Below are 19017 nucleotides of genomic sequence, written 5' to 3'. Positions count from 1 at the left end.
CCTTCGAATAAAAGGTGAAGTGATCAGTTGGCTACGCGCAGCCCACCAGCGATCCAAGGCCTGTCATACTTTCTCGTTTGGTCCGTCTGACGGCGCACGATCGATGGCAAGCGCGGCACCAGACATTCACGAGACTCTCAACACAAAATCATGCGCTGCATTGGTCGGTCGACCGGATTCGACGCACTAAACCCTCTGTCACAAGCTCCCCCGCAGCCGCGATACGCATTGCAGAGTGATCATCGCGATCGTGCCCGGCACGCAGGCAGCAACCATCGTCATGCATCGCCTGCCCAGCAGCTCGCATCTTTGCGCAAACAACGCGACGAGGTTGCCAGCGAAGTTGAACAGCGGGTGCATGCACACCATCTTTGGCCGGTCCTGACCAGCATGCCGGGAGTCGGCGTCAGGACCGCCGCCAGACTCCTCACGGAAGTCGCCCACAAAGCCTCCGCTTCAGCTGCGAATCTTGCCGCTTACGCCGGCCTCGCCCCCGTCACCCGACGCTCGGGCTCTTCCATCCGCGGCGAACACCCCTCCAGGCGAGGAAACAAAGTGCTCGAGAGCGCGCTATTCCTGTCGGCCTTTGCTGCCCTGCGAGATCCGATCTCGCGGGACTATTACGCTCGCAAGGTCCAGCAGGGCAAGCGCCACAATCAAGCGCTCATTGCTCTTGCCAGACGGCGGTGCGACGTGCTGTTCGCCATGCTGCGTGACGGCGCCTTCCTTCAACCGAGATCCGCCCCGAACGCTTGACGAATCACATAGCCCGCCGGGATGCCTGATGACGCAATACCGCTCCGGTTCTCATGCGTCTCCTCTGCGACCGGTCTCGATCATATGATCGCGCGATTGAAGGCTGCGCATGTGGGGTAGAGTGAGCGCTCGCAGGGTCCACCTACCCGTTCCTCTCGATGCGCCGCAGTCACGCCTTAATATGCGTGCACTCAACGAGACGAGCAGCGCCACCATGTGCTGCACGAGCGAAACGCAGACGATCGCCAAGGGTATTGCCATACTTGTGCAATACGAGGGTTTCAAAGCCGAGATCGATAAATGCTCTTTGAAGTACCTTCCAAATCTCGCCAGACAAACGCCATGGAAGGGCATATTTTAAAACGATTGTTGCCAGTCAGAACCGCAACACGGCGTTCGGGCAGCGAACCCACTGGATGAATCAGCGACTCCCGTTTCCGAAGATCAATCCCGAGCGTTCTCAACGCATCCTTGATCTCGTTCTGGCAAGTCGAAAGACCCTGTCGACTCACTATGCGCAGGTCGTTCATTACTCGCATATCGAACAAGGCCAACAAATCGCCCGGGCCTTTGTCAGTGCAAAACAAATGCCGTCGAAATTTTCGGGACGCGTGAAACACCTTTCCGCGACAACCTTGAGCTGTACGGGCGCAAGTCGGAGCGCGTGATCTCTGACGTCCGCGATCTGCAGGGGCCTGCCCGCCTCGATTTCGACCCATTCGCGATGCACCGCAAAAGAGGACGAGAGTAGCGTGGATAGCGTCCCGTCGGCAGTCACAAAGGTTTCGCGAAAACAGGAAATGAATTTGTCCGCCAAATAAATCGGTGGCCAACGAACCGCCCCACCAATGCCCAGCATAGGATCGGATAAGAGCCAGCAACCCTCGACTGTTTCCCTGGCAAGCGGTGGTGCCATGAGCGTCGTCCTTCTGCAGGGAGCCGCGTCTCGCCCACTGTCGGATATGCCGGTGCAGCCGGGGGACGTAGGATAGCTATGATTCACCGTGTGACGCGGACTGAGATCACTGCTCACACAAGCGGACCAGCATCATCTTCACAAACAGACAGACAAACAGGCGGGGCGCATTCCAATCCACGTGCCCTGCCCTTCACTGCTCCATCACTTCATCAGCCGTTGGCCACTTCGCACTCGTCACGCGCTGTCTTGCTCTTGCGGCGCAGTTCTTCCGTGGTTTCGCCGCCGCCACCCGGCATCCAGCCCGGCGGCTGGATCACGTGATTGATGGCGGTCCACACGTTCTTCGCCTTCACCACGTCCCGCACTAGCGTCGCCCAGTGCTCGAACTCGACGACGAACGGATTTCGTGAGGTTGTCGGCGTAACGAGCCCGTAGCGGCAGGGTTCGTCGGCGCGTTCCTCGACGTAGGTGCCGAACAGCCGGTCGAAGATAATCAGCACGCCGCCGTAGTTCGCATCCAGATATTCGACATTCGACGCATGGTGCACGCGGTGCGAGGACGGCGTATTGAACACATATTCGAGCCAGCCGAGCTTCGGAATCCACGTGGTATGCAGCCAGAACTGATACATGAGGTTGATGAATAGCGTCAGCAGAACGACTTCAGGGCGCACGCCGAGCCACACGAGCGGGGCGAAGAAGATCGCCGAGCCCGACAGCTTGCCCGTCACGCCGAGCCGGTACGCGGTGGAAAGCGTCAACTGGTTCGGCGAGTGGTGCACGGCGTGCGTGGCCCAGAAGAAACGAATACGATGCGACGCGCGGTGATACCAGTAGTAGCAGAATTCCTGGCTGATGAAGAGCGCCAGCACCATCAGCGCGCTATTGAGCTCCACCGTGAAGATGCGATGCTCCCAGGCTAGCGCAAACACAGGTGTCGCGAGCGAGAGCGGCAGCAGCGCGAGCAGCTTGCGCGCGACGACGTCGACGAGCGAAAGCCACACTTCGTGCCACGCAAATGGCGTGGCCGCGTTGCGGTTTTTCCGACTGAGCCAGACGGCTTCGACCATCGATACGGCAATGACGAAAGCCGTGACATATAGCGTGAATTTTCCAAGTTGTTCCATGACGATGCCATAACGGTAGTGGCCGGGGGTATCGTCTGCGGTGAGGTTGTGGATCAGTGCATCGCATCCGATACGCGCACTTTAGCTATGGCTCCCGCAACAGGCCATGCGGAAGTTATTTCACCGTATGTCATGCGGCTCGGAGCCTTGTCAGACGGGCCTCGCAGCCGATTTTGTCAGTCCGACATCGTTGCGCGAATCGTGTATTCGTTGGGCACCGCCGCGCCGAGGCGCTCCAACGACGTGGGATAAATTGGCGGGCAGCGGCTCGACGGGGTACCCGCGCTGTAATCGCGTCAATACCAACGGGTGTTGATGAGCTGGTCAGACAGAACGAGTAGACGTCTCGCGCGATCGGCGAACGAAAATCAAGCCGCAGGTTTTCGCAAAACATCGAAGTGACATGGCCGGACTCGAAAGTAAGGCGTGGTATCCGGCCGCAAAGGCCGAAATTCCGAAGTTGGTGGGCGTAAAGCACGTGTTCGTAAAAGCGGCTGCCCGGCTGAACAACCGGGCGGAAACAGCCACCAAACGGCGCGCGAACGCGGGCGTCGCATGCACGGCTTTCGCGACCCGAAACGCACACAAAAATTTCGCTCGTGCTTCGGGCCGATACGGCAACATTTCGCACTGACGCGACACGTGATAAGTACCTCCCTTTATCGCAAGCAACTCGCAGCCCGGTTTGTTGCATGGCGCGAATTCACTGAACTCGCCCAAAATCCGTCGACTGCCTTCTGACCAGCCGTCACTTCTGCCATAGTGCCGTCTCACTCTCGGTAACTTGACAATGCCCGTTCGACGCTTCCCTCGTGGAGGTACTCGGCGTCAAGCTTGATTGCGTGCGTCCGTGGGTGATGGTGCGAGCTGGTTTGGACATATCTATGGCAGGTTGTACCCGCGAAATGCACCGGCAATTTGCGCTTTAGTATCAGGCTATGCATTCACGTTTGGCTAGATCGCCATTTTTATCCGGAGCCCGTCCGCCTGCCGACCGGACGCAGCATCGAACCTGCGTTGCCTGCAATCAGGTCCGTGTGGCAGACGCAATCGCGGACTAAGCTCGCGGTCAATCTTCCGACGATTTGAATTTCATCGTATTCGGAATGCGGATGGGACTGGGCAGTATCCGGTCGCCGTCTCTATTGTTGTCGTTTTGAAAACTGTGAATTCGCGTGGCTGCGTTGATGCCCAGCGCATAGTGCTTAGAATGAATTGTGTGGACAAACCGTTCACGCGGATCAGAGTGCTAACAGAATCGCATGATTCAACGGTGCGGAGCATCAGATGGACATCCTTGACCTGGCTCGGAAATCGGGAATGACGGTGGTTCTTGACGCGAAGATTGGACGTCAGGAGTACCGCACAGTGCACGGCTCAGTCGCGGCGCTTGAGCGCTTCGCCGAGCTTCTTGCAGCGTCGATGCACGATGAGCTGGTGGAGCAGGATTGATACGCGTTGACAACAACCACAAACAGGAACCGCAATGAACTACGACTCATCGAAATCCAGAAACATCGGCCGCGCTGAGCGCACGAACGACAGGTACGACGGAGGTTCACCGTCCGATGAGGCCGCACAGGCGGTTGGCAAGAAACGTGAGACAGCAAGGAACTGGGCGTGGGCGCACAGCAACGAATCGTACGACTGGATGGACTCGCATAGTCTCTTCAACACCCGGGACTCGATTCATTGAACGATTTACAAGGGGTGACGATTTTGCGCGATCGCAGCGTTGAACTGTATCGATCTTTCACGTTGGCTTAACCCTCTCGGGCAGCAGACTGTCCTCCTTAGTTTGGATCCGTTTGAGCAGATGAGCTAGCGGCGAACCTGGCTGTGTATTGTTGCCCTGCGGAACGCCCCTTGGGGCACAATGCGGCGGTCTCCCACTTAGAGCGCCGGTGTTCGAATTCCTCCCGTTAGATAGGCCCGCTTGCCGGTGTGCCGCGTCCGTCATCTGCAATCGCGTTGGCCTCCACTCACGCCGCTGCTGGTCCCTAGCGAATGTGTGTCTACTTAGGGGAGCACCGTAGCCGTCGCCTACGCAGCGTCCCATCGTGCGGCGCGCGAGATGAAAGTAGAAGGACTTCTGCCTGAAGAGATAACGCTGAAATCGTCCAGGCACCTGAAACCGGATCGACCGGAATCATCGCAACGTCAAATTGCGGCCGGACGTCATGCGCGGCTTCAAACGCTTCCGGTACTCCACCGTTACGCACCCCGGATCGAACCGATGCATCGCATTCGCTGAGGCCAACTCGGTCTGACCGACGTGCGGCTCGCAGAGACTACAGCGCCTGTTGTCTGGATAGACAAGCTTTCAGTTTGTTGAGTTGACGCGCAAACCGGCGGCTTCTCGCTCGCTTTCTCTATTGGCACTACAACCGACGGGAGCAACGCCGTCAGCGTTTGGGTCACCAGAACGGCTCGTTGGCTGACGACAAGCCCGGCGTGAGTACCCCTCGCTTATAATCCCTGCATTGATAGTGATTTCACCGGCGGAGAGCCCCATTTTATGAATCAGCCACATGGGCGATATCCGGGACCTCGAGACAAGGGCCCGCGTCAATCGCGCCAACCATCGACTTCTCATCGACAGAACAAGCCATACGTAAAGAAGCCACCTGCCGGGGATCCAACCCCGACGGCATCCATTTTCAAAACGCGTTCGTTTAAATGGCTGGTCGATGCGGTGGGCGCAGAGAATATTGCACTGGGACTCGATTCCAACCTGACGCGCGTGGCCGAATTAATAAACGGCGAGAGATTCACACCCGAGACGGCCTTCCACATTGAAACGACGCTCGGGCTACCCGATGGGTTTTTCGATCAACCCAACCCTGCCCTCACATCCGAGACCATCAGTCGTTTGAAGGCGCCGCTTGACTTTATTCGCGCTAATGCTGAACCGGAATCGGCGGACGAGCAGGCATCGGAACCGGCGCCTGCAATACTAGCGCACCACCACCCTACCTCGACTGACCGTTTGCCCAGGGAACCAGAAATGTCAAAGAGAACCGATGGCGGCTCGCCACAGGCCGTCGCGAAGAGCAAGCCCACAGGGGCAAGGACTACCACGGTTACTTCGTCGAAACCGGCATCAGCGAAAGCTAAAGCGTCCCTGAAGTCGGGGGCCCAACAATCCTTGCCGTTGAACGACGTGGCGGCTCTGCAAAACATTCGTCGCGCCAACCTGCACGTACTCACCGCCCGTAAGGGATCGAAGGTACGACTCAGCGCGGTAATGAGTATCAGCGCCTCCAACCTGGACAATCGTCTGTATGGGCAGAAGCGCATGGACGACGCCGAAGCCAGCCGTTTTACTGAACGCCTCGGGTTGCCAACTGCCTGGCTGGACATTCCGCGTTCAGTCACGGACATTCCTGAGTCGGTGTCAGTTCTGCTTGATCCACAGTCGGGTCGACCTGCATCTGATCAACAGGAGCTATCAGCTGCGATAAGGCCGGAAGCGGCGGTGGCAAGAAAGTCCGCGGGTAAGAAGGCCAAAACGGCGGGCGATCGACACACCCAACCGTTCGAGGCGGATCATGCCAGCGACGCCGCCGTGGCGAAGGCAGTCGTGGAGCAACTGGATCCAGTACTCCCGCCGACCTCCAATCTGGCGATCCGTCAAACTGTTGACAACGATGTGCCACCGTCCGCCTCTCACCAGCAGCCTGCGCCGGCCTCCGTCACAAAGGTCATTGCGGAGCCGCGCCGTTCTGCTCCCGTGACGAGCCTGGACGATCTGATGGGCATTGAACCAATAGCAGAAGCGCTGATCAAGACGCTCGCAGGGAAAGCACGGACCGGGCGGCTGGATGAGATGAAAGCGCTGGAACTATTGCGACAGATCGTTTCGCTCTGACCTGAATCGACAGTTCAGCAGAACTCCGTGGCGGCGGGGCTGCCCGCGGAACGGCGCGCCCTTTCAGCAGACCCGACGTACCCGGTCGTTGAGGAGAGAAAACTGCGCCGATCGCGAAGGGCCTGCTTCCGGCTACTCTCGGCGGGACCGCTGATCAGATGCCGAAGGAAGAAATGGACCGCATTCTCGAGCAGGTGAGCGAAAACCTCGGGCACAGCCGGAAGCAGATTACCGCGAGGTATTTCGGCAAGTTCGACAAGCTTCGCTCGGACTAGAAGGAAAACAATGCGAACCAAGAGCGCTTGCCGACCAGCGGCGGTTCGGTTGAGGGTTTTAGGATCGAGGACTTTGCAACTGCAGAGTGCGTCGAGCCTGGAACTGGAAAAACGGACCATCAGGAGCTTCTGTATTTGCAAAACCGTAAGACACAGATGCAAGAAGTAAGCGCTGTCGAAGGCGGCGTCAGTGTTCGCGGCGCTCGCCGGATTGAAGCGGCGCCACCTCTTCCCTCACGGAAATCCGCATAGCTGGCGACACGGACAAGGCGAAGGAGGCAAGACGCACGATGAAGCTCTCGTAGACATCAGCAACTTCTGCTCGCTGCTCAGGGGCGCTAGTTGGACCAACAAAAACTCGCTCGGCGTGGCCTTCGGTGCATCCTCCGTCGATGTCTGTTTTTTCTCAGTGTTAAAGATGGGCGCGAGAAGGATTTCGTCGGGATTCCCGTGGGGAATCCTGATCTCCTCGACGTCCTCGAAAGGCAGTTCGTTTTGCAGCGCCTCTCGGTCGGATTTTCCCTTCCAGTCGCTGGCGCGACAGCTGACGATGACGATGACGATGACGATGACGAACGATCGGTTCAAGTTGGCACGACCTAGTTCGCGCCGGAAGGTTTGAAGGGCGTTCGAAAAACGCTTGCCGTTGAGGCTCGAATGACCGCACTGGCCATAGTCGTGATCCATATTCCTGTGTCGAAACGTGCAACGCCGGAGCCTCTGTTTCCGGCTTCCAACTGCAGTCGTGGATACCCACGTTGTTGGCCGTTGTTCGGCCTTATGCGAAGCTTTCCATAAGGCCGAATCGCGACTGTTCGAATTCGGCCCCCCCCGCCCGCCCCGAAGTCACCTTAAAACGTCCGCAGAGCATAAGGCCTCTCGCCCAGTTGCTATCGAACAAAGCCAATCGCGATACGCACCTTGGCTAACGCAGTCGAGCACGCCGCCGAAATAGTCCATAATCCCGCCGCTCTGGCCTAGACCGATAACACCCTGATCAGCGCTCCGGGGAGTTCTCTTTTGGACAGCCGTCCCAACCAGGTGCTCTGCGATAGCCTTTCTCACCGCGCAGTGAACTCATCCCGAACAAGACGAACCGATCGAACAGCAGCGCAGCCTTCTTCGCACGTGATTCAACCGAGATGAAATAACCTGAGGCAACTGCGACGCGGTTGGGCAAGTTGTGCTTCCCAATAAAAGCAAGCAAGACACCGCGAACACGGAAATCGGACCTGGTGTTCAGACACCAGAGGGTGTGCGCGGGCGTGTCGATGCGCTCGCGCGGCGATCAGATGGGTTGACGAACACCCGCTTCAATGCCAATTGCCATTCGTATCGGCATCGCGTTTCGGCTGTGATAAGTTCGTCGCTTATAGGCCAGCCGGGCCGAAAGCCCACCATCTGACGCGCGCGCGTGGCTATGCGTTGGCGATCTGCGAGAGTTCAGCGGATACCGTGGCATTGGCGGCGCCCATCTTCGATTTCGAAGAGCGGCCCATCGGCGCGCTCGCGATCTCTGGCACGCTGACGGAACTGGATGAGACGCGCGCGCATAGTCTGTCGGCGACCGTCATCGGCGCCGCACGCAAGATTTCACACAACGCAGGTGGCCGCTCGATGTCGATCTCGGCGAAGGGACAACCGGAAACTCAGTCGAACGCCGAGGTCCGCTGCGTCAGCCAGATTCCGTCGCTGCTGGGCGAAGGTCCGCTCTGGTCGCCGCGTGACGAAGCGCTCTACGGGGTCGACATCCTGACTCCCGCGATTCCTCGCTTCGACGTGGCGACGGGCAAAGACACCGAAACGAAGCTCGGCTCGATGGTCAGCCTCGTCATTCCGAAGGCAACGGGCGGACTGCTGATCGCGACGCCCAACGGCCTGATGACGATAGACGACAGCGGCACGCTGACGCGGCCGTCCCACCTCGAGGCTGACCGGCCCGGCAATCGCTACGACGACGGCAAATGCGACCGCATGGGCCGCCTGTGGGTCGGCACGATGGACATGGGCGCGGCGCCGAACCGCGGCAACCTGTTCAAGGTCGACCCCGACGGCTCATGGATCAAGATGGACACCGGCTTCACGGTGGCAAACGGTCTCGGCTGGAGCCCGGACAATACGCGCATGTATTTCACCGATTCGCACCGCAAGCTCGCGTTCCAGCACGACTTCGATTTCATCAACGGCACTTGTTCTTGTGACATGACAACCTCCGCACTGGAATATCACAATGCGCGCGGTGGCCCTGGCCCGGTCACGCCATATGAAAAGCAAATCTTTCCGGCGGGAAGCAACGTCAAGGCGGCCGTACGCGTGAACAACCGCGCCGAGAACAGCCACCAGCGAACCCGTAGGCGCGAACGCCAGATGTGTGGCTTTCGCGATGCGCGTCGCACGCAGGCTTTTCTTTCATGCTTCGGCCCGATTCGTCAGCACTTCGCGCTTCCCAGACATCAGATGAACGCCGCAGGGCATCGCGCCATACTAAAAGAACGCCTCGGCACATGGCATAGTTGGACTGTCTGTGCCGCAATCAAGAAAGTTATTTGATAAGTATACGTACGTTTGTACCGCGCAGTTGGGTTACAGCCGCCAACTTGACAATGCCATCGAGCGTGATCGTCTCGGGTGGCTGGCCCTGATGTTCGGTGGCCTTGCTGAAGAAGGCTTTGGCCCCGCTCACATCGCGCTTCGCCCTGAGCATGAAGTCCACTGTCTGGCCGACCCGATCTACCGCGCGGTAGAGATAGACCCACTTGCCACGAATCTTCAGATAGGTCTCGTCAACACGCCATGACGGGCCTGTGGGTATGCCAAACCGGTTCCAGCGCTTGACGAACTCCCGCGTAAAGCGCTTTACCCAGCGCATGATCGTGGTGTGTGCCAGCGACAATCCCCGCTCGGCCATCATCTCGACCAGATCGCGTAGGCTGAGCTTGTAGCGAAGGTATCAGCGAACGCAGAGAATGATGATCTCCCGATCAAAATGCCGCCCATCGAATATCCCCTCCAGACCTTTGCGCTTGCTCATCACCGGCCACCAGTTTGTCAGGCTGAATACTTTAACTGATTCGCCGAGCCTATTTGCACCACAACCGCTGCGGGCATCGAGATAGTCGAATCGGGACGCCAGAAGGCGCAGGGGCGCGTCAGCCTTCGGCGCTATCGAAGAAACATATCAGTACCATGACAAGCGCAAAGAACCAGTACCGCAGTGGCAAGTGACGTCGTGAAACCAGTGGTCGACCGTAGACCAGTTCGCCGTTCCGAACTCTAAACGATGCAATGTCACGGCTCCCGTGTCTCTGGAGAGGTAAATGTCTCGCGACCTCGTGGACGTCAGGTCTGACTAACCGTAGATTGCGTTCGCGCGCTCGATATTGATCACACATATTCTGGTCTTGGGGAGCTCACGCCGGAAGCGTTGATAGCGGCTTGAGGGTGCCTATTGCTAGTCAGGGCGCGCCCGGCTTCTAGCGGCATTCCGATCGACAACGAAGTCTATGCAGAAACTGTAAATCCTGGCCGCTGCGGGAGAGCGGAAGTCCGGCCGTTGGCAACCTAAGAGCGCCTGCCGCAAGCCCTTAGCGTCGATGGTTACCCCCTCGATTTTCGTCATGTCTTCCGCCAATCCTCGGGCGCGGCTGGCCAGGTCTATGCGCTGTAGCCAGTCAATGCGGTCGCCGTGGGATTGAAGCCAGAGACGCGTAGATGCAACCACAAGCTCCACTGTCAGCCATCTCCCCGCCCGGTGACGCATAAGTAGCTGCGAAACTACGAGATAAGTCAGGAGTTCGGCCTGCGCATCGGTATCGGGATACGGTGACGAAGGCATAAGCAATCAGGATTGGTAGACGGTTATCCCATGCGGCTCCACGCGGGAAACTTTGCGGGCGACTGGAGCCCAGTGGTCACCAGCGAAGCGCGGAGACCATGATAGATCGCGAACGATTGAACGCGACGGGAACGGCGGAACAGATCAAGCTATTGACCGAACGCGACAATAGAGGGCATCACGTATAGCCATCGAGAACATCCGGCACTGATCTTTCCCCGTGCTATTCCTCCCTCCGTGTATCCCGGCGCCGGCGCATTTCGGTGTCTCATCCAGCCAAATCAATGTTGCGGGCCGCCACTATCACCGCCGCAGATTCTTTCCAATCTATGATCGCCACCGATCACCTCGGAGGGTAGCAACCTCAGGGCCTTAGCCTGCCGCCCACAAGGGTGAGCAGGCTTTTTCTAGTGCGCCTGCGCGAGGAGGGACGATCTACCTGGCACGCTAGGCACAAGCAACCCAGTGGCGCGCCAACCATCAAAATAGAGAATCAAAATGGTCGAAGACGATTCTGGGGAAATTGAATCTGGCGTATTGGCAGCCAAGACATTCTTGCAGGAGATTAAGCGCATCGTGAAAGCCGGTCGAGACAACGACGGTGGCGAGTTCGACATTACCGCTATAGTGGACCTGCTTGAAAGCGATCAGTTTGCGTCGGACCTTCGACTTCGTCGCGGCTTCGCTCTGGTGATTGCAGACGCTCTCGGATCCGCTGTTGACCGTGGCCTGGATTCATCGACATTGAATCCGCAGGAGCGTCTGGATGCGCTGGCGAACTCGTTTCAAGGTCAGGAGTCTGTGCTCGCGGACCTAGACCTCCCGCGCGTGCAGGGAAAAGTGCGCTGCCGCACGTGTTGATGCCCCGCCGACGATCGGCCAGCATCTGTCGCGAAGGCTTGCTGGCGCTCCAAGAATCACCACTGGAGCACGCGGTGATGCAACGTCCCGCATTTGGGGACGTTGCCAGCCATGTGTGGGGAGTGTTCGAAGTCTTCTCCGGGCCGGCGGGTCTCCCGCTAATGGAGGAACACCCAGCAATCGTATGCGATGTCATGGCCAGATTGGCGACCTGATCGCTCTCCTGCTGGAAGACGGGTCTCATCCTGCCCAGCGCCCCAATGTTGGCATCGGCCTTTACATCTCCTCGCACAAGCTCTGTTAGCGGAATTGGCGCACCCAGTAGAAAAATTAGCGAATCTCAACAGCTTCGTTGCGAAGCGCCATATACAAAGGCAGCGCGGGAGACGGTCTTGTCCGGCTAGCCCCCTCTGCAGGGTGCCGCCGCGACTATTTCCCGGACCGAGGGGACGATTAGCGCAGCCAGGTTGTGGCCAGCTCCACGACTTCATTGCCCTTCGCATTGAGCACGGCCCGCAGCATATACAGGCTGAAGCCCTTCGCATGGGCCCACTCGATCTTGGGCGGCAAGGCAATTTCGTGCCTGGCGACTACGACGTCCACCAGCACCGGCCATGGCCGCGAAAGCGCATGCGCGAGTGCGCCTTCCAGCTCTTCCGAGTCCTCCACGCGTATCGCCTCGATGCCCGCGCCGCGCGCGATCGCGGCGTAGTCGGTCGGAGCGAGCTGCGTATCGTCGTCGAGATAGCCGCCGGCCTTCATTTCCATCGACACGAAGCCAAGCGAGCTGTTGTTAAACACGACGACCGTCAACGGAAACGCCTCCTGGCGTGCCGTGAGCAGATCGCCCATCAGCATCGAAAGGCCGCCATCGCCGCAAAGCGCTACCACCTGACGATCCCGTGCAGCCGCCTGGGCGCCCAGCGCCTGCGGCAAGGCATTCGCCATCGAACCATGGTTGAAGGACCCCAGCAGCCTGCGCTTGCCGTTCATGCGCAGATAGCGCGCGGCCCACAGGGTCGGCGTGCCGACGTCGACGCTAAAGACCGCATCCTCTTCCGCCAGATCGCTTACGAGCTTCGTGAGATATTGCGGGTGGATCGGGCTGCCCGGCGGCGACGGCCTCGCGAATGCATCGAGACCGGCCCGCGCTTCGGCATAGTGCTTGCGCGCCGCTTCGAGAAAGCGCCGGTCCGGCTTGCGCTCGAGGCGGCCCTGGAGCGCGGCCAGCGTGGCCTTGACGTCGCCTACGAGCCCCAGCTCGAGGGGCACGCGGCGTCCGAGCGCGGCACCGTTGCGGTCGATCTGGACGACCTTCGCTTCGCTGGGGTAGAAGTTCCGGTACGGGAAGTCGGTGCCGAGCATCACGAGCGTATCGCACGCTTTCATCGCGTGATAGCCGGAACTGAAGCCGATCAACCCGGTCATGCCCACGTCGAAGGGATTGTCCCACTCCACATGTTCCTTGCCGCGCAAGGCGTGAACGATCGGTGCACCGAGAGCGTCGGCCAGCCCCACCACTTCGTCGTGCGCGCCCTCGCAGCCGCTGCCGCACAGCAGCGTGACAGCCTCGGAGCCATTGAGTAGTTGTGCCAGCCTGTCGAGCTGACCCGCTTCGGGAAGCGTTACCGAAGCGTCCAACGAGAGCACGCCGGGCTTGTCGTCGGGCGCGCTTTCGAGCGCCACGTCGCCCGGGAGCACGATGACCGCCACGCCGCGCGATTCCAGCGCCGTGCGGATGGCACGGTCTAGCACGCGCGGAAACTGCTGCGGATTGGTCACCAGTTCGACGAAGTGACTGCATTCGCGAAAGAGTTCCTGCGGATGCGTCTCCTGAAAGTAGCCAAGCCCGATTTCGGAGGTAGGAATATGCGCGGCGATGGCCAGCACGGGCACGTGGTTGCGCTGGCAATCGAACAGCCCGTTGATGAGGTGCAGATTGCCCGGTCCGCAGCTTCCCGCACACACGGCGAGCTTCCCGGTCAGCGCCGCCTCGGCGCCCGCGGCAAAGGCTGCCGACTCTTCGTGGCGCGTATGGGCCCACTCGATCTTGCCGAGCCGCCGCAAGCTGTCCGATAGTCCGTTGAGGCTGTCGCCCGTCACACCCCAGATGCGCTCGACACCCGCGGCAGCAAGCGCGTTCGTGAGGTAATCGGCAATGGTTTGTCGTGTCATGATCGTGCCCCAGCGATTAGATCAGATGAAGGGCTTTGGCCTCGTCTGCGAGCGTCGCGCGGAAATCGGGGTGCGCGAGCCCGATCAGCGCCCGTGCCCGCTCCGTCGACGACAACCCCTTGAGATTCGCGATGCCGTACTCGGTCACGACGATGTGCGTGTCCGTGCGCGGCGTGGTCACCGGCCCCGAGAGCTTCGGCACGATCTTCGAAAGCGCGCCGCCCTTAGCCGTGGAATGGAACGCGATGATCGACTTGCCGCCTGCCGACCCGTAGGCACCGCGAACGAAGTCGAGCTGGCCGCCTGTCGCGCTGTACTGATGCCCGTTCACATGCTCGGAATTGCAGGCGCCGGTCAGGTCCATCTCCACAGTCGAATTCACCGAGATCATCTTCGGGTTCTGCGAGATGACCGCCGGATTGTTCACGTAGTCCACCGGGTAGCTCTCGATGGAGGGGTTGTCGTTCATGAAGTCGTACATCGCCTGATCGCCCATGGCGAAGGTAAAGACCGACTTGCCGCGATTCACGGCCTTGTTGCGGTTCGTCACCACGCCGCGCCGGATCAGGTCCACGAGCCCAGGCGTCAGCAGTTCGGTATGCACGCCCAGGTCGCGGTGGCCATACAGCGCGCCGCACACGGCATTGGGCAGCGCGCCAATACCCATCTGCAGGCAGGCGCCGTCGGGAATGAGGTTTGAGATCATATCCGCGACTACATGATCCCTTTCGCTCGCCGGCTTCGGCAGCAGTTGCGGCAGCGGATGATCCGATTCGACAATGGCGTCGACCTCGGAAATGTGCAGCAACGAATCGCCGAACACGCGCGGCATATTCGGATTGACCTCGACCACAAGCCGGCGAGCGGAGCGCGCAACGGCGCTCGTGTAATCGTTGTTGGTACCGAACGTGAAATAGCCGTTGCTATCCATGGGCGACACCATCACCAGCATCGTATCGACCGGAATATGGTCGCTGAAAAGACGCGGCGACTGGCTGAAGGTGTTCGGCACGAAGAATACGACCTTGCGGTCGCCGTCTTCGGCGCCCTGGCGGATCAGCTTGCGCTCAGGCTCGCCGAGGAACATGCAGTGCGGCTGGATGCGCCCCATCAGTTCGTATTGCAGCAGCGTCTTGCTGAGAAACGATTCGGCGTGGAAGTAATAGACCTTCAGCGCATCGACATCGCCCGCACTCGCACGCGCCGCCAGCGCAGCCAGCAGCGAAGGCGGCTGGGACATCGCCATGCCGAGCGCCACAGTCGAACCGCTTGCAATCGACGACACTGTTTCATCAGGTGTACGAAGTTTTGAGGAATAGACGGATTCGTTATTCATAGCGATGCTCCTTAGTAGTTGGCTTCCGCTTCCGGCGAATGTCCGCGCCGGTAGATCAGCATCGTGCGCTCGAACGACATCACCAGATTCCCGTCCTGATTGATACCACGCGTGAGAACCGTCACGATGCCTTGCGTGGGACGGCTTTTCGATTCGCGCTTTTCCAGCACCGTCGATTCCGCATAAAGCGTGTCGCCCGCAAAGACCGGATGCGTGGCGCGCACGTTGTTCCAGCCGAGATTGGCCACCACCTTGGCGCTCACGGTGCGAACGCTCATGCCCGTCACCAGCGCGAGCGTGAAGGTGCTGTCCACCAGCATCTTCTTCCACTCGGTGTGACTCGCGTAGGCCTGGTCGAAGTGCACTTGCTGCGTGTTCATGGTGAGCAGGGTCGTCCAGATGTTGTCGACGTCCGTGATCGTCCGGCCCGGGCGATGCTCGTAGGTGTTTCCGATCTCGAAGTCTTCGTAGTAAAGGCCGGAGACCTCGCGAAAGCGGTTCTCCGCGATCTTGCGGTAGGCTGCGATGGATTCGCTCATGACATGCTCCTGGTTGAAATTGAAAAAGAGCGCTTAGGCACGCGACAGAACGCGCCGCGCCTCACGGGCGATCGCCTCGTCGACCATACGGCCGTCGACCATCGCCGCACCTTCTCGTGCGGCCGCGATCACGCGGTGCGCCCAGTCGATCTTTGCGGCGTCCGGTGTCATGGCCTCGTTGATGGGTCCGATGTGGGAAGGATGGATGGCCGCCTTGCCGTCGAACCCGTTCGCGGCGGCAAACCCGATTTCGTGCTCGAGTGCGGCGCTATTGCCGATCTCGAAGCATGGCGCGTCGATGGCGCGTATGCCGCTCGCCACGCAGGCGGCCGAAATCTGCACGCGTGCGACGGAAAGCGCGAACGACGCAGGCTGCACGCCAACGTCCCCGGCATAGTCCCCCGCGCCGAACATGACCGCCGCGACACGCGAGGCGGTGGCAAGCACCTCCGGCAGCACCGCGATGCCCTGGCGCGATTCCACCAGCGGCACCACGCGTGCGTCGCTCGCGACTTCGCGCAGCAGCGCTTCGACCTGCAGGACCGTTTGCGCGGCCTCCACCTTGGGGATCACAATGAAAGCCGGCTGAAATTCCGCGTCGAGCAGCGCGGCCAGGTCATCCAGACCGCTGCGCGAGTTCGGCGTATTGATGCGCACCGCGAGCGCGGCGGTAGAACTGAACGGCTGGCTGAGCAGGTTGCCCAACTGGCGGCGGGCGATGGTCTTTTCTTCGGGACGCACGGCGTCCTCCAGATCCACGATCAGCACATCGGCCCCCGCCGGGCCGGCTTTGGCGAAACGCTCGGGGCGCGTCGCAGGAGTGAACAGCCAGGACCGGGTTTTCGTCTCGACGTCGCGAGCATTCATTGCTTCACCTCCAGAGTTCGATTGCCAACGGGGTTCATTCTCTGTCCCCATCGGCTCCTGAACAATCGCTGATTGGCGAAGCCAGACTCAACCCGAACCGAAACCGGCGCTTCTTGTGCTTTTTTATCAGCCGGTGGCGGCGCCAAGGCGCGCGAGATGTTCGACGAGCCGCCGGGTGGAGGAAGGCAGCCGCTCGAGGTCGCTTACGCAGATCAGGATCTTGCGCACGGCCCACGCGTCGGTGATGCGCAGCAGACGCACCCGCATCGAGCGTTGAAACCGCCGCGCGGCCGACTCAGGGAGTACCGCGACGCCCACGCCGTTTTCGACCAGGCGGCAAATCGACGCGAAGTTGCCAAGCTGGATGCGGTGCCGCAAGGTGCGATGCAGGCGCTTCGCCTGATTTTCGAGGAACACCTGAACCGACGAGCCTCGTTCGTGACCAACAAAATCGGCTTCGATAAGATCGGCAAAGGCAATCTCCCGCTGCAGCGCGAAGCGTTCGTCGACTACGGGCACAACCGCGCACAGGCGGTCGGTGGCAAAGGGAAACGTCGTGAGCGCCACGCCCTCGGGCGGCGAAGCGATGATGCCGATATCGGCCACTCCTTCCGCAATGGCCGCGATGATCTCATCGCTCGGACGCTGCTCGATTTCGATGTTGATGTTGGGGTTGTCGCAGAGAAAGCGGCTAAGCGGGCCAGGCAGCGTCTCGACAAGTGCATTCGTGTTCGAGAGGATGCGGATGGTCCCCCGCATCCCCTGGGAGAACTGTGCGAGGTCGTCCGTCATGCGTTGTAGCGCGCCGAGGGTGACTCGCGCGTGGCGCAGGAAGGTCTGCCCCGCCTCCGTGACGCGTATGCCGTGAGGCCGACGCTCCAGCAGCGGCACACCTACCGCCTCCTCCATCTGCCGGATACGCGCACTGACCGCCGCGAGCGAGAGGTTGACGCGGGCTGCGCCGTGCGTAAGGCTGCCAGCTTCGGCGACGGCAACGAAGGTTTGAAGGTCGACAAGGCCAAAATGCATGGGATAACACACCGGGAAGTGAGTCTGGAGTCGAATGGACGGGCCACGAGGCTCGCCTGCGAGAAGCAATATTAGCTCTACGAACGCATGTCCATTGTGTGCCGCGTGCCTCGACGCGACACGCAGAGAGCCTTTCCCTCCCTTCAACCATTCTTCTCTTTTGCTCAATTGACCGTAGCTTACCAGCCGGCAGCGCCATTGGGCCGCTGTGTGCGCTCACGGCAGCCGCCATTGCGGCGCGCATGAAAGTCACGTGTCGCTCGACGAGTGACTCCCCAAGATGCCGGCAAGACTGAGTGGCGCCGCGCAGTCGCCTTTGATCACGAGAAGCTTGCTTTCAGGAATCGTTGCTGCCCTCCTCTGATTTTATCCTTCTTGAATTAAGTAGTTCTAAATCGACTTTGGGCACTCTGACCAATCCGAATCAGCGGGTTGCTTCGCAGGTTAGCACTGGCCAAGAGTAACCCTCATTGATTGTCCTTTTAGTGTTCGTACGGTCGCGAGCACACGACGTGTCATGCATCTGGCGGCTTCTAGTCCGCGTGCGCGTGATCAAACGCCCACACTTCCGGGAACCCCATCAATGCGCACATCTCGGAGAATGGATACATTGCGCTTTCAACGCTTTGGGTTCCTCTTAGCGACCTGATTTCGCTGTACGTGTCTTTAAGTGACTTTGCGACGGCAAGCAATCCCGATATCGGATAGATTGCAAGCGAGAAGCCAAGCTTCTGCAGGTCCACTGGCGACAGTTGCGGCGTACGTCCGCCGTCGACTACGTTGACGAGCAGTGGAATGTCGAACGATTGCCCGATCCTCTCAAGCTCCTCGACGCTTTCCGGGGATTCGATAAACAGCACGTCTGCTCCTGCTTTGGCATATGCCTCCCCACGCCGCAATGCGTCATCGATACCGAGTGAGGTGCGGGCGTCTGTGCGAGCAACGATCTGGAAGTTCGTATCCTCTCGCGACTCGACCGCCACTTTGATCTTGCTGACCATGTCTTCGAGCGGGATAACGTGTCGGCCGGGTGTGTGTCCGCATTTCTTCGGGAATTCCTGGTCTTCGAGCTGAATTCCTGCGGCGCCGGCCGCCTCATAGCCGCGCAGTGTATGCGCGACATTCAGTAGACCACCGTAGCCCGTATCGGCGTCGCAGATTATCGGTGTATTAGTGCCACCGCAAAACGCGGCGACACGGTTGACCATGTCCGTGTAGGTCGCAAGACCCGCATCGGGTAAGCCGAGGTACGATGCCACGGTGCCAAAGCCTGTCATGTAGAGGCAGTCGAAGCCCATAGAGTCGGCCATCCTGGCCGATATCATGTCGAAGATGCCAGGTGCCACAGTGATTTCCCTTTTTGACAGTCGCGTTTTCAGTGCCATGCGCTTTGCCTGTCCACTGTGAGTCTTTTTAGTTTCCATGTC

13 protein-coding genes and 5 pseudogenes are annotated in these 19017 nt (G+C 59.7%); 8 read left to right on the top strand and 10 right to left on the bottom strand.

The features are described 5' to 3' along the window. Nucleotides 1–247: 247 nt before the first annotated feature. Nucleotides 248–756, top strand: a pseudogene (locus HHL24_RS36505) (transposase); the annotation flags it as partial. A 529-nt stretch (nucleotides 757–1285) separates the two neighbouring features. Here the strand turns inward: HHL24_RS36505 and HHL24_RS36500 are convergent. Together HHL24_RS36500 and HHL24_RS36495 are read right to left on the bottom strand one after the other, a co-directional pair. Beyond that, on the bottom strand, nucleotides 1286–1672 hold the full coding sequence (locus HHL24_RS36500; RefSeq protein WP_169490125.1) for a hypothetical protein: 387 nt from the start codon (nucleotides 1670–1672) through the stop codon (nucleotides 1286–1288). Nucleotides 1673–1884: 212 nt separating this feature from the next. Beyond that, entirely contained in the window at nucleotides 1885–2802 is a 918-nt protein-coding gene (locus tag HHL24_RS36495; RefSeq protein ID WP_169490124.1) for a sterol desaturase family protein, read from the bottom strand. A 430-nt stretch (nucleotides 2803–3232) separates the two neighbouring features. Here HHL24_RS36495 and HHL24_RS36490 point away from each other — a divergent pair. The 4 genes and pseudogenes from HHL24_RS36490 to HHL24_RS36475 all read left to right on the top strand — a co-directional run. Further along, a pseudogene (locus HHL24_RS36490) lies at nucleotides 3233–3543 on the top strand (IS6 family transposase); the annotation flags it as partial. A gap of 546 nt (nucleotides 3544–4089) precedes the next feature. After that, nucleotides 4090–4254: a hypothetical protein gene (locus tag HHL24_RS36485; RefSeq protein WP_169490123.1), complete on the top strand. Its 165-nt coding sequence runs from the start codon at nucleotides 4090–4092 to the stop codon at nucleotides 4252–4254. A 34-nt stretch (nucleotides 4255–4288) separates the two neighbouring features. Continuing rightward, complete coding sequence (locus tag HHL24_RS36480; protein ID WP_169490122.1) at nucleotides 4289–4498, top strand: hypothetical protein; 210 nt, start codon at nucleotides 4289–4291, stop codon at nucleotides 4496–4498. 822 nt (nucleotides 4499–5320) lie between these two features. After that, nucleotides 5321–6673, top strand: coding sequence for a hypothetical protein (locus HHL24_RS36475; protein WP_169490121.1), 1353 nt, complete (start codon nucleotides 5321–5323; stop codon nucleotides 6671–6673). Nucleotides 6674–7182: 509 nt separating this feature from the next. Here the strand turns inward: HHL24_RS36475 and HHL24_RS36470 are convergent. Further along, nucleotides 7183–7635, bottom strand: a complete 453-nt coding sequence (locus HHL24_RS36470) for a hypothetical protein (protein WP_169490120.1) — start codon at nucleotides 7633–7635, stop codon at nucleotides 7183–7185. 636 nt (nucleotides 7636–8271) lie between these two features. On the opposite strand from HHL24_RS36470, the pseudogene HHL24_RS36465 reads away from it, so the two are divergent. Together HHL24_RS36465 and HHL24_RS36460 are read left to right on the top strand one after the other, a co-directional pair. Continuing rightward, nucleotides 8272–9132: pseudogene (locus tag HHL24_RS36465) on the top strand (SMP-30/gluconolactonase/LRE family protein); the annotation flags it as partial. A 111-nt stretch (nucleotides 9133–9243) separates the two neighbouring features. Next, nucleotides 9244–9498, top strand: a pseudogene (locus HHL24_RS36460) (IS6 family transposase); the annotation flags it as partial. A 13-nt stretch (nucleotides 9499–9511) separates the two neighbouring features. On the opposite strand, the pseudogene HHL24_RS36455 reads toward HHL24_RS36460, so the two are convergent. Then, a pseudogene (locus HHL24_RS36455) lies at nucleotides 9512–9979 on the bottom strand (IS6 family transposase); the annotation flags it as partial. 1302 nt (nucleotides 9980–11281) lie between these two features. Here HHL24_RS36455 and HHL24_RS36450 point away from each other — a divergent pair. Continuing rightward, entirely contained in the window at nucleotides 11282–11644 is a 363-nt protein-coding gene (locus HHL24_RS36450; protein WP_169490119.1) for a hypothetical protein, read from the top strand. 453 nt (nucleotides 11645–12097) lie between these two features. Here the strand turns inward: HHL24_RS36450 and poxB are convergent, their stop codons facing one another. The 6 genes from poxB to HHL24_RS36420 all read right to left on the bottom strand — a co-directional run bounded on the left by poxB (nucleotide 12098) and on the right by HHL24_RS36420 (nucleotide 19014). Further along, nucleotides 12098–13819, bottom strand: coding sequence for a ubiquinone-dependent pyruvate dehydrogenase (poxB, locus tag HHL24_RS36445; protein WP_169490118.1), 1722 nt, complete (start codon nucleotides 13817–13819; stop codon nucleotides 12098–12100). Nucleotides 13820–13835: 16 nt separating this feature from the next. Then, entirely contained in the window at nucleotides 13836–15155 is a 1320-nt protein-coding gene (locus HHL24_RS36440; RefSeq protein WP_169490117.1) for an acetyl-CoA hydrolase/transferase family protein, read from the bottom strand. Nucleotides 15156–15166: 11 nt separating this feature from the next. Then, nucleotides 15167–15694 carry a (R)-specific enoyl-CoA hydratase RipB/Ich gene (gene ripB, locus HHL24_RS36435; protein ID WP_169490116.1) on the bottom strand — a complete coding sequence of 176 codons (528 nt, stop codon included), beginning with the start codon at nucleotides 15692–15694 and terminating at the stop codon, nucleotides 15167–15169. A gap of 33 nt (nucleotides 15695–15727) precedes the next feature. Then, nucleotides 15728–16561 carry an aldolase/citrate lyase family protein gene (locus HHL24_RS36430; protein ID WP_169490115.1) on the bottom strand — a complete coding sequence of 278 codons (834 nt, stop codon included), beginning with the start codon at nucleotides 16559–16561 and terminating at the stop codon, nucleotides 15728–15730. A gap of 126 nt (nucleotides 16562–16687) precedes the next feature. After that, nucleotides 16688–17590 (bottom strand): LysR family transcriptional regulator, encoded by a 903-nt coding sequence (locus HHL24_RS36425; protein WP_169490114.1) that lies wholly within the window; start codon nucleotides 17588–17590, stop codon nucleotides 16688–16690. 533 nt (nucleotides 17591–18123) lie between these two features. Further along, a complete protein-coding gene (locus tag HHL24_RS36420) occupies nucleotides 18124–19014 on the bottom strand; it encodes an isocitrate lyase/PEP mutase family protein (protein WP_169490146.1) in 891 nt (296 codons plus the stop codon). Nucleotides 19015–19017: the final 3 nt, after the last annotated feature.

Source organism: Paraburkholderia polaris, from assembly GCF_012927345.1.
Lineage (GTDB): Bacteria > Pseudomonadota > Gammaproteobacteria > Burkholderiales > Burkholderiaceae > Paraburkholderia > Paraburkholderia polaris.
Note: the sequence above shows the minus strand (reverse complement) of the source record. Positions and strands in the feature narration are given on the sequence as shown.

Bases quoted from the DNA above. Each gene is read 5' to 3' on its own strand.
- HHL24_RS36500 (WP_169490125.1), bottom strand. From the start codon at position 1,672: ATGGCACCACCGCTTGCCAGGGAAACAGTCGAGGGTTGCTGGCTCTTA.
- HHL24_RS36495 (WP_169490124.1), bottom strand. From the start codon at position 2,802: ATGGAACAACTTGGAAAATTCACGCTATATGTCACGGCTTTCGTCATT.
- HHL24_RS36485 (WP_169490123.1), top strand. From the start codon at position 4,090: ATGGACATCCTTGACCTGGCTCGGAAATCGGGAATGACGGTGGTTCTT.
- HHL24_RS36480 (WP_169490122.1), top strand. From the start codon at position 4,289: ATGAACTACGACTCATCGAAATCCAGAAACATCGGCCGCGCTGAGCGC.
- HHL24_RS36475 (WP_169490121.1), top strand. From the start codon at position 5,321: ATGAATCAGCCACATGGGCGATATCCGGGACCTCGAGACAAGGGCCCG.
- HHL24_RS36470 (WP_169490120.1), bottom strand. From the start codon at position 7,635: ATGGATCACGACTATGGCCAGTGCGGTCATTCGAGCCTCAACGGCAAG.
- HHL24_RS36450 (WP_169490119.1), top strand. From the start codon at position 11,282: ATGGTCGAAGACGATTCTGGGGAAATTGAATCTGGCGTATTGGCAGCC.
- poxB (WP_169490118.1), bottom strand. From the start codon at position 13,819: ATGACACGACAAACCATTGCCGATTACCTCACGAACGCGCTTGCTGCC.
- HHL24_RS36440 (WP_169490117.1), bottom strand. From the start codon at position 15,155: ATGAATAACGAATCCGTCTATTCCTCAAAACTTCGTACACCTGATGAA.
- ripB (WP_169490116.1), bottom strand. From the start codon at position 15,694: ATGAGCGAATCCATCGCAGCCTACCGCAAGATCGCGGAGAACCGCTTT.
- HHL24_RS36430 (WP_169490115.1), bottom strand. From the start codon at position 16,561: ATGAATGCTCGCGACGTCGAGACGAAAACCCGGTCCTGGCTGTTCACT.
- HHL24_RS36425 (WP_169490114.1), bottom strand. From the start codon at position 17,590: ATGCATTTTGGCCTTGTCGACCTTCAAACCTTCGTTGCCGTCGCCGAA.
- HHL24_RS36420 (WP_169490146.1), bottom strand. From the start codon at position 19,014: ATGGAAACTAAAAAGACTCACAGTGGACAGGCAAAGCGCATGGCACTG.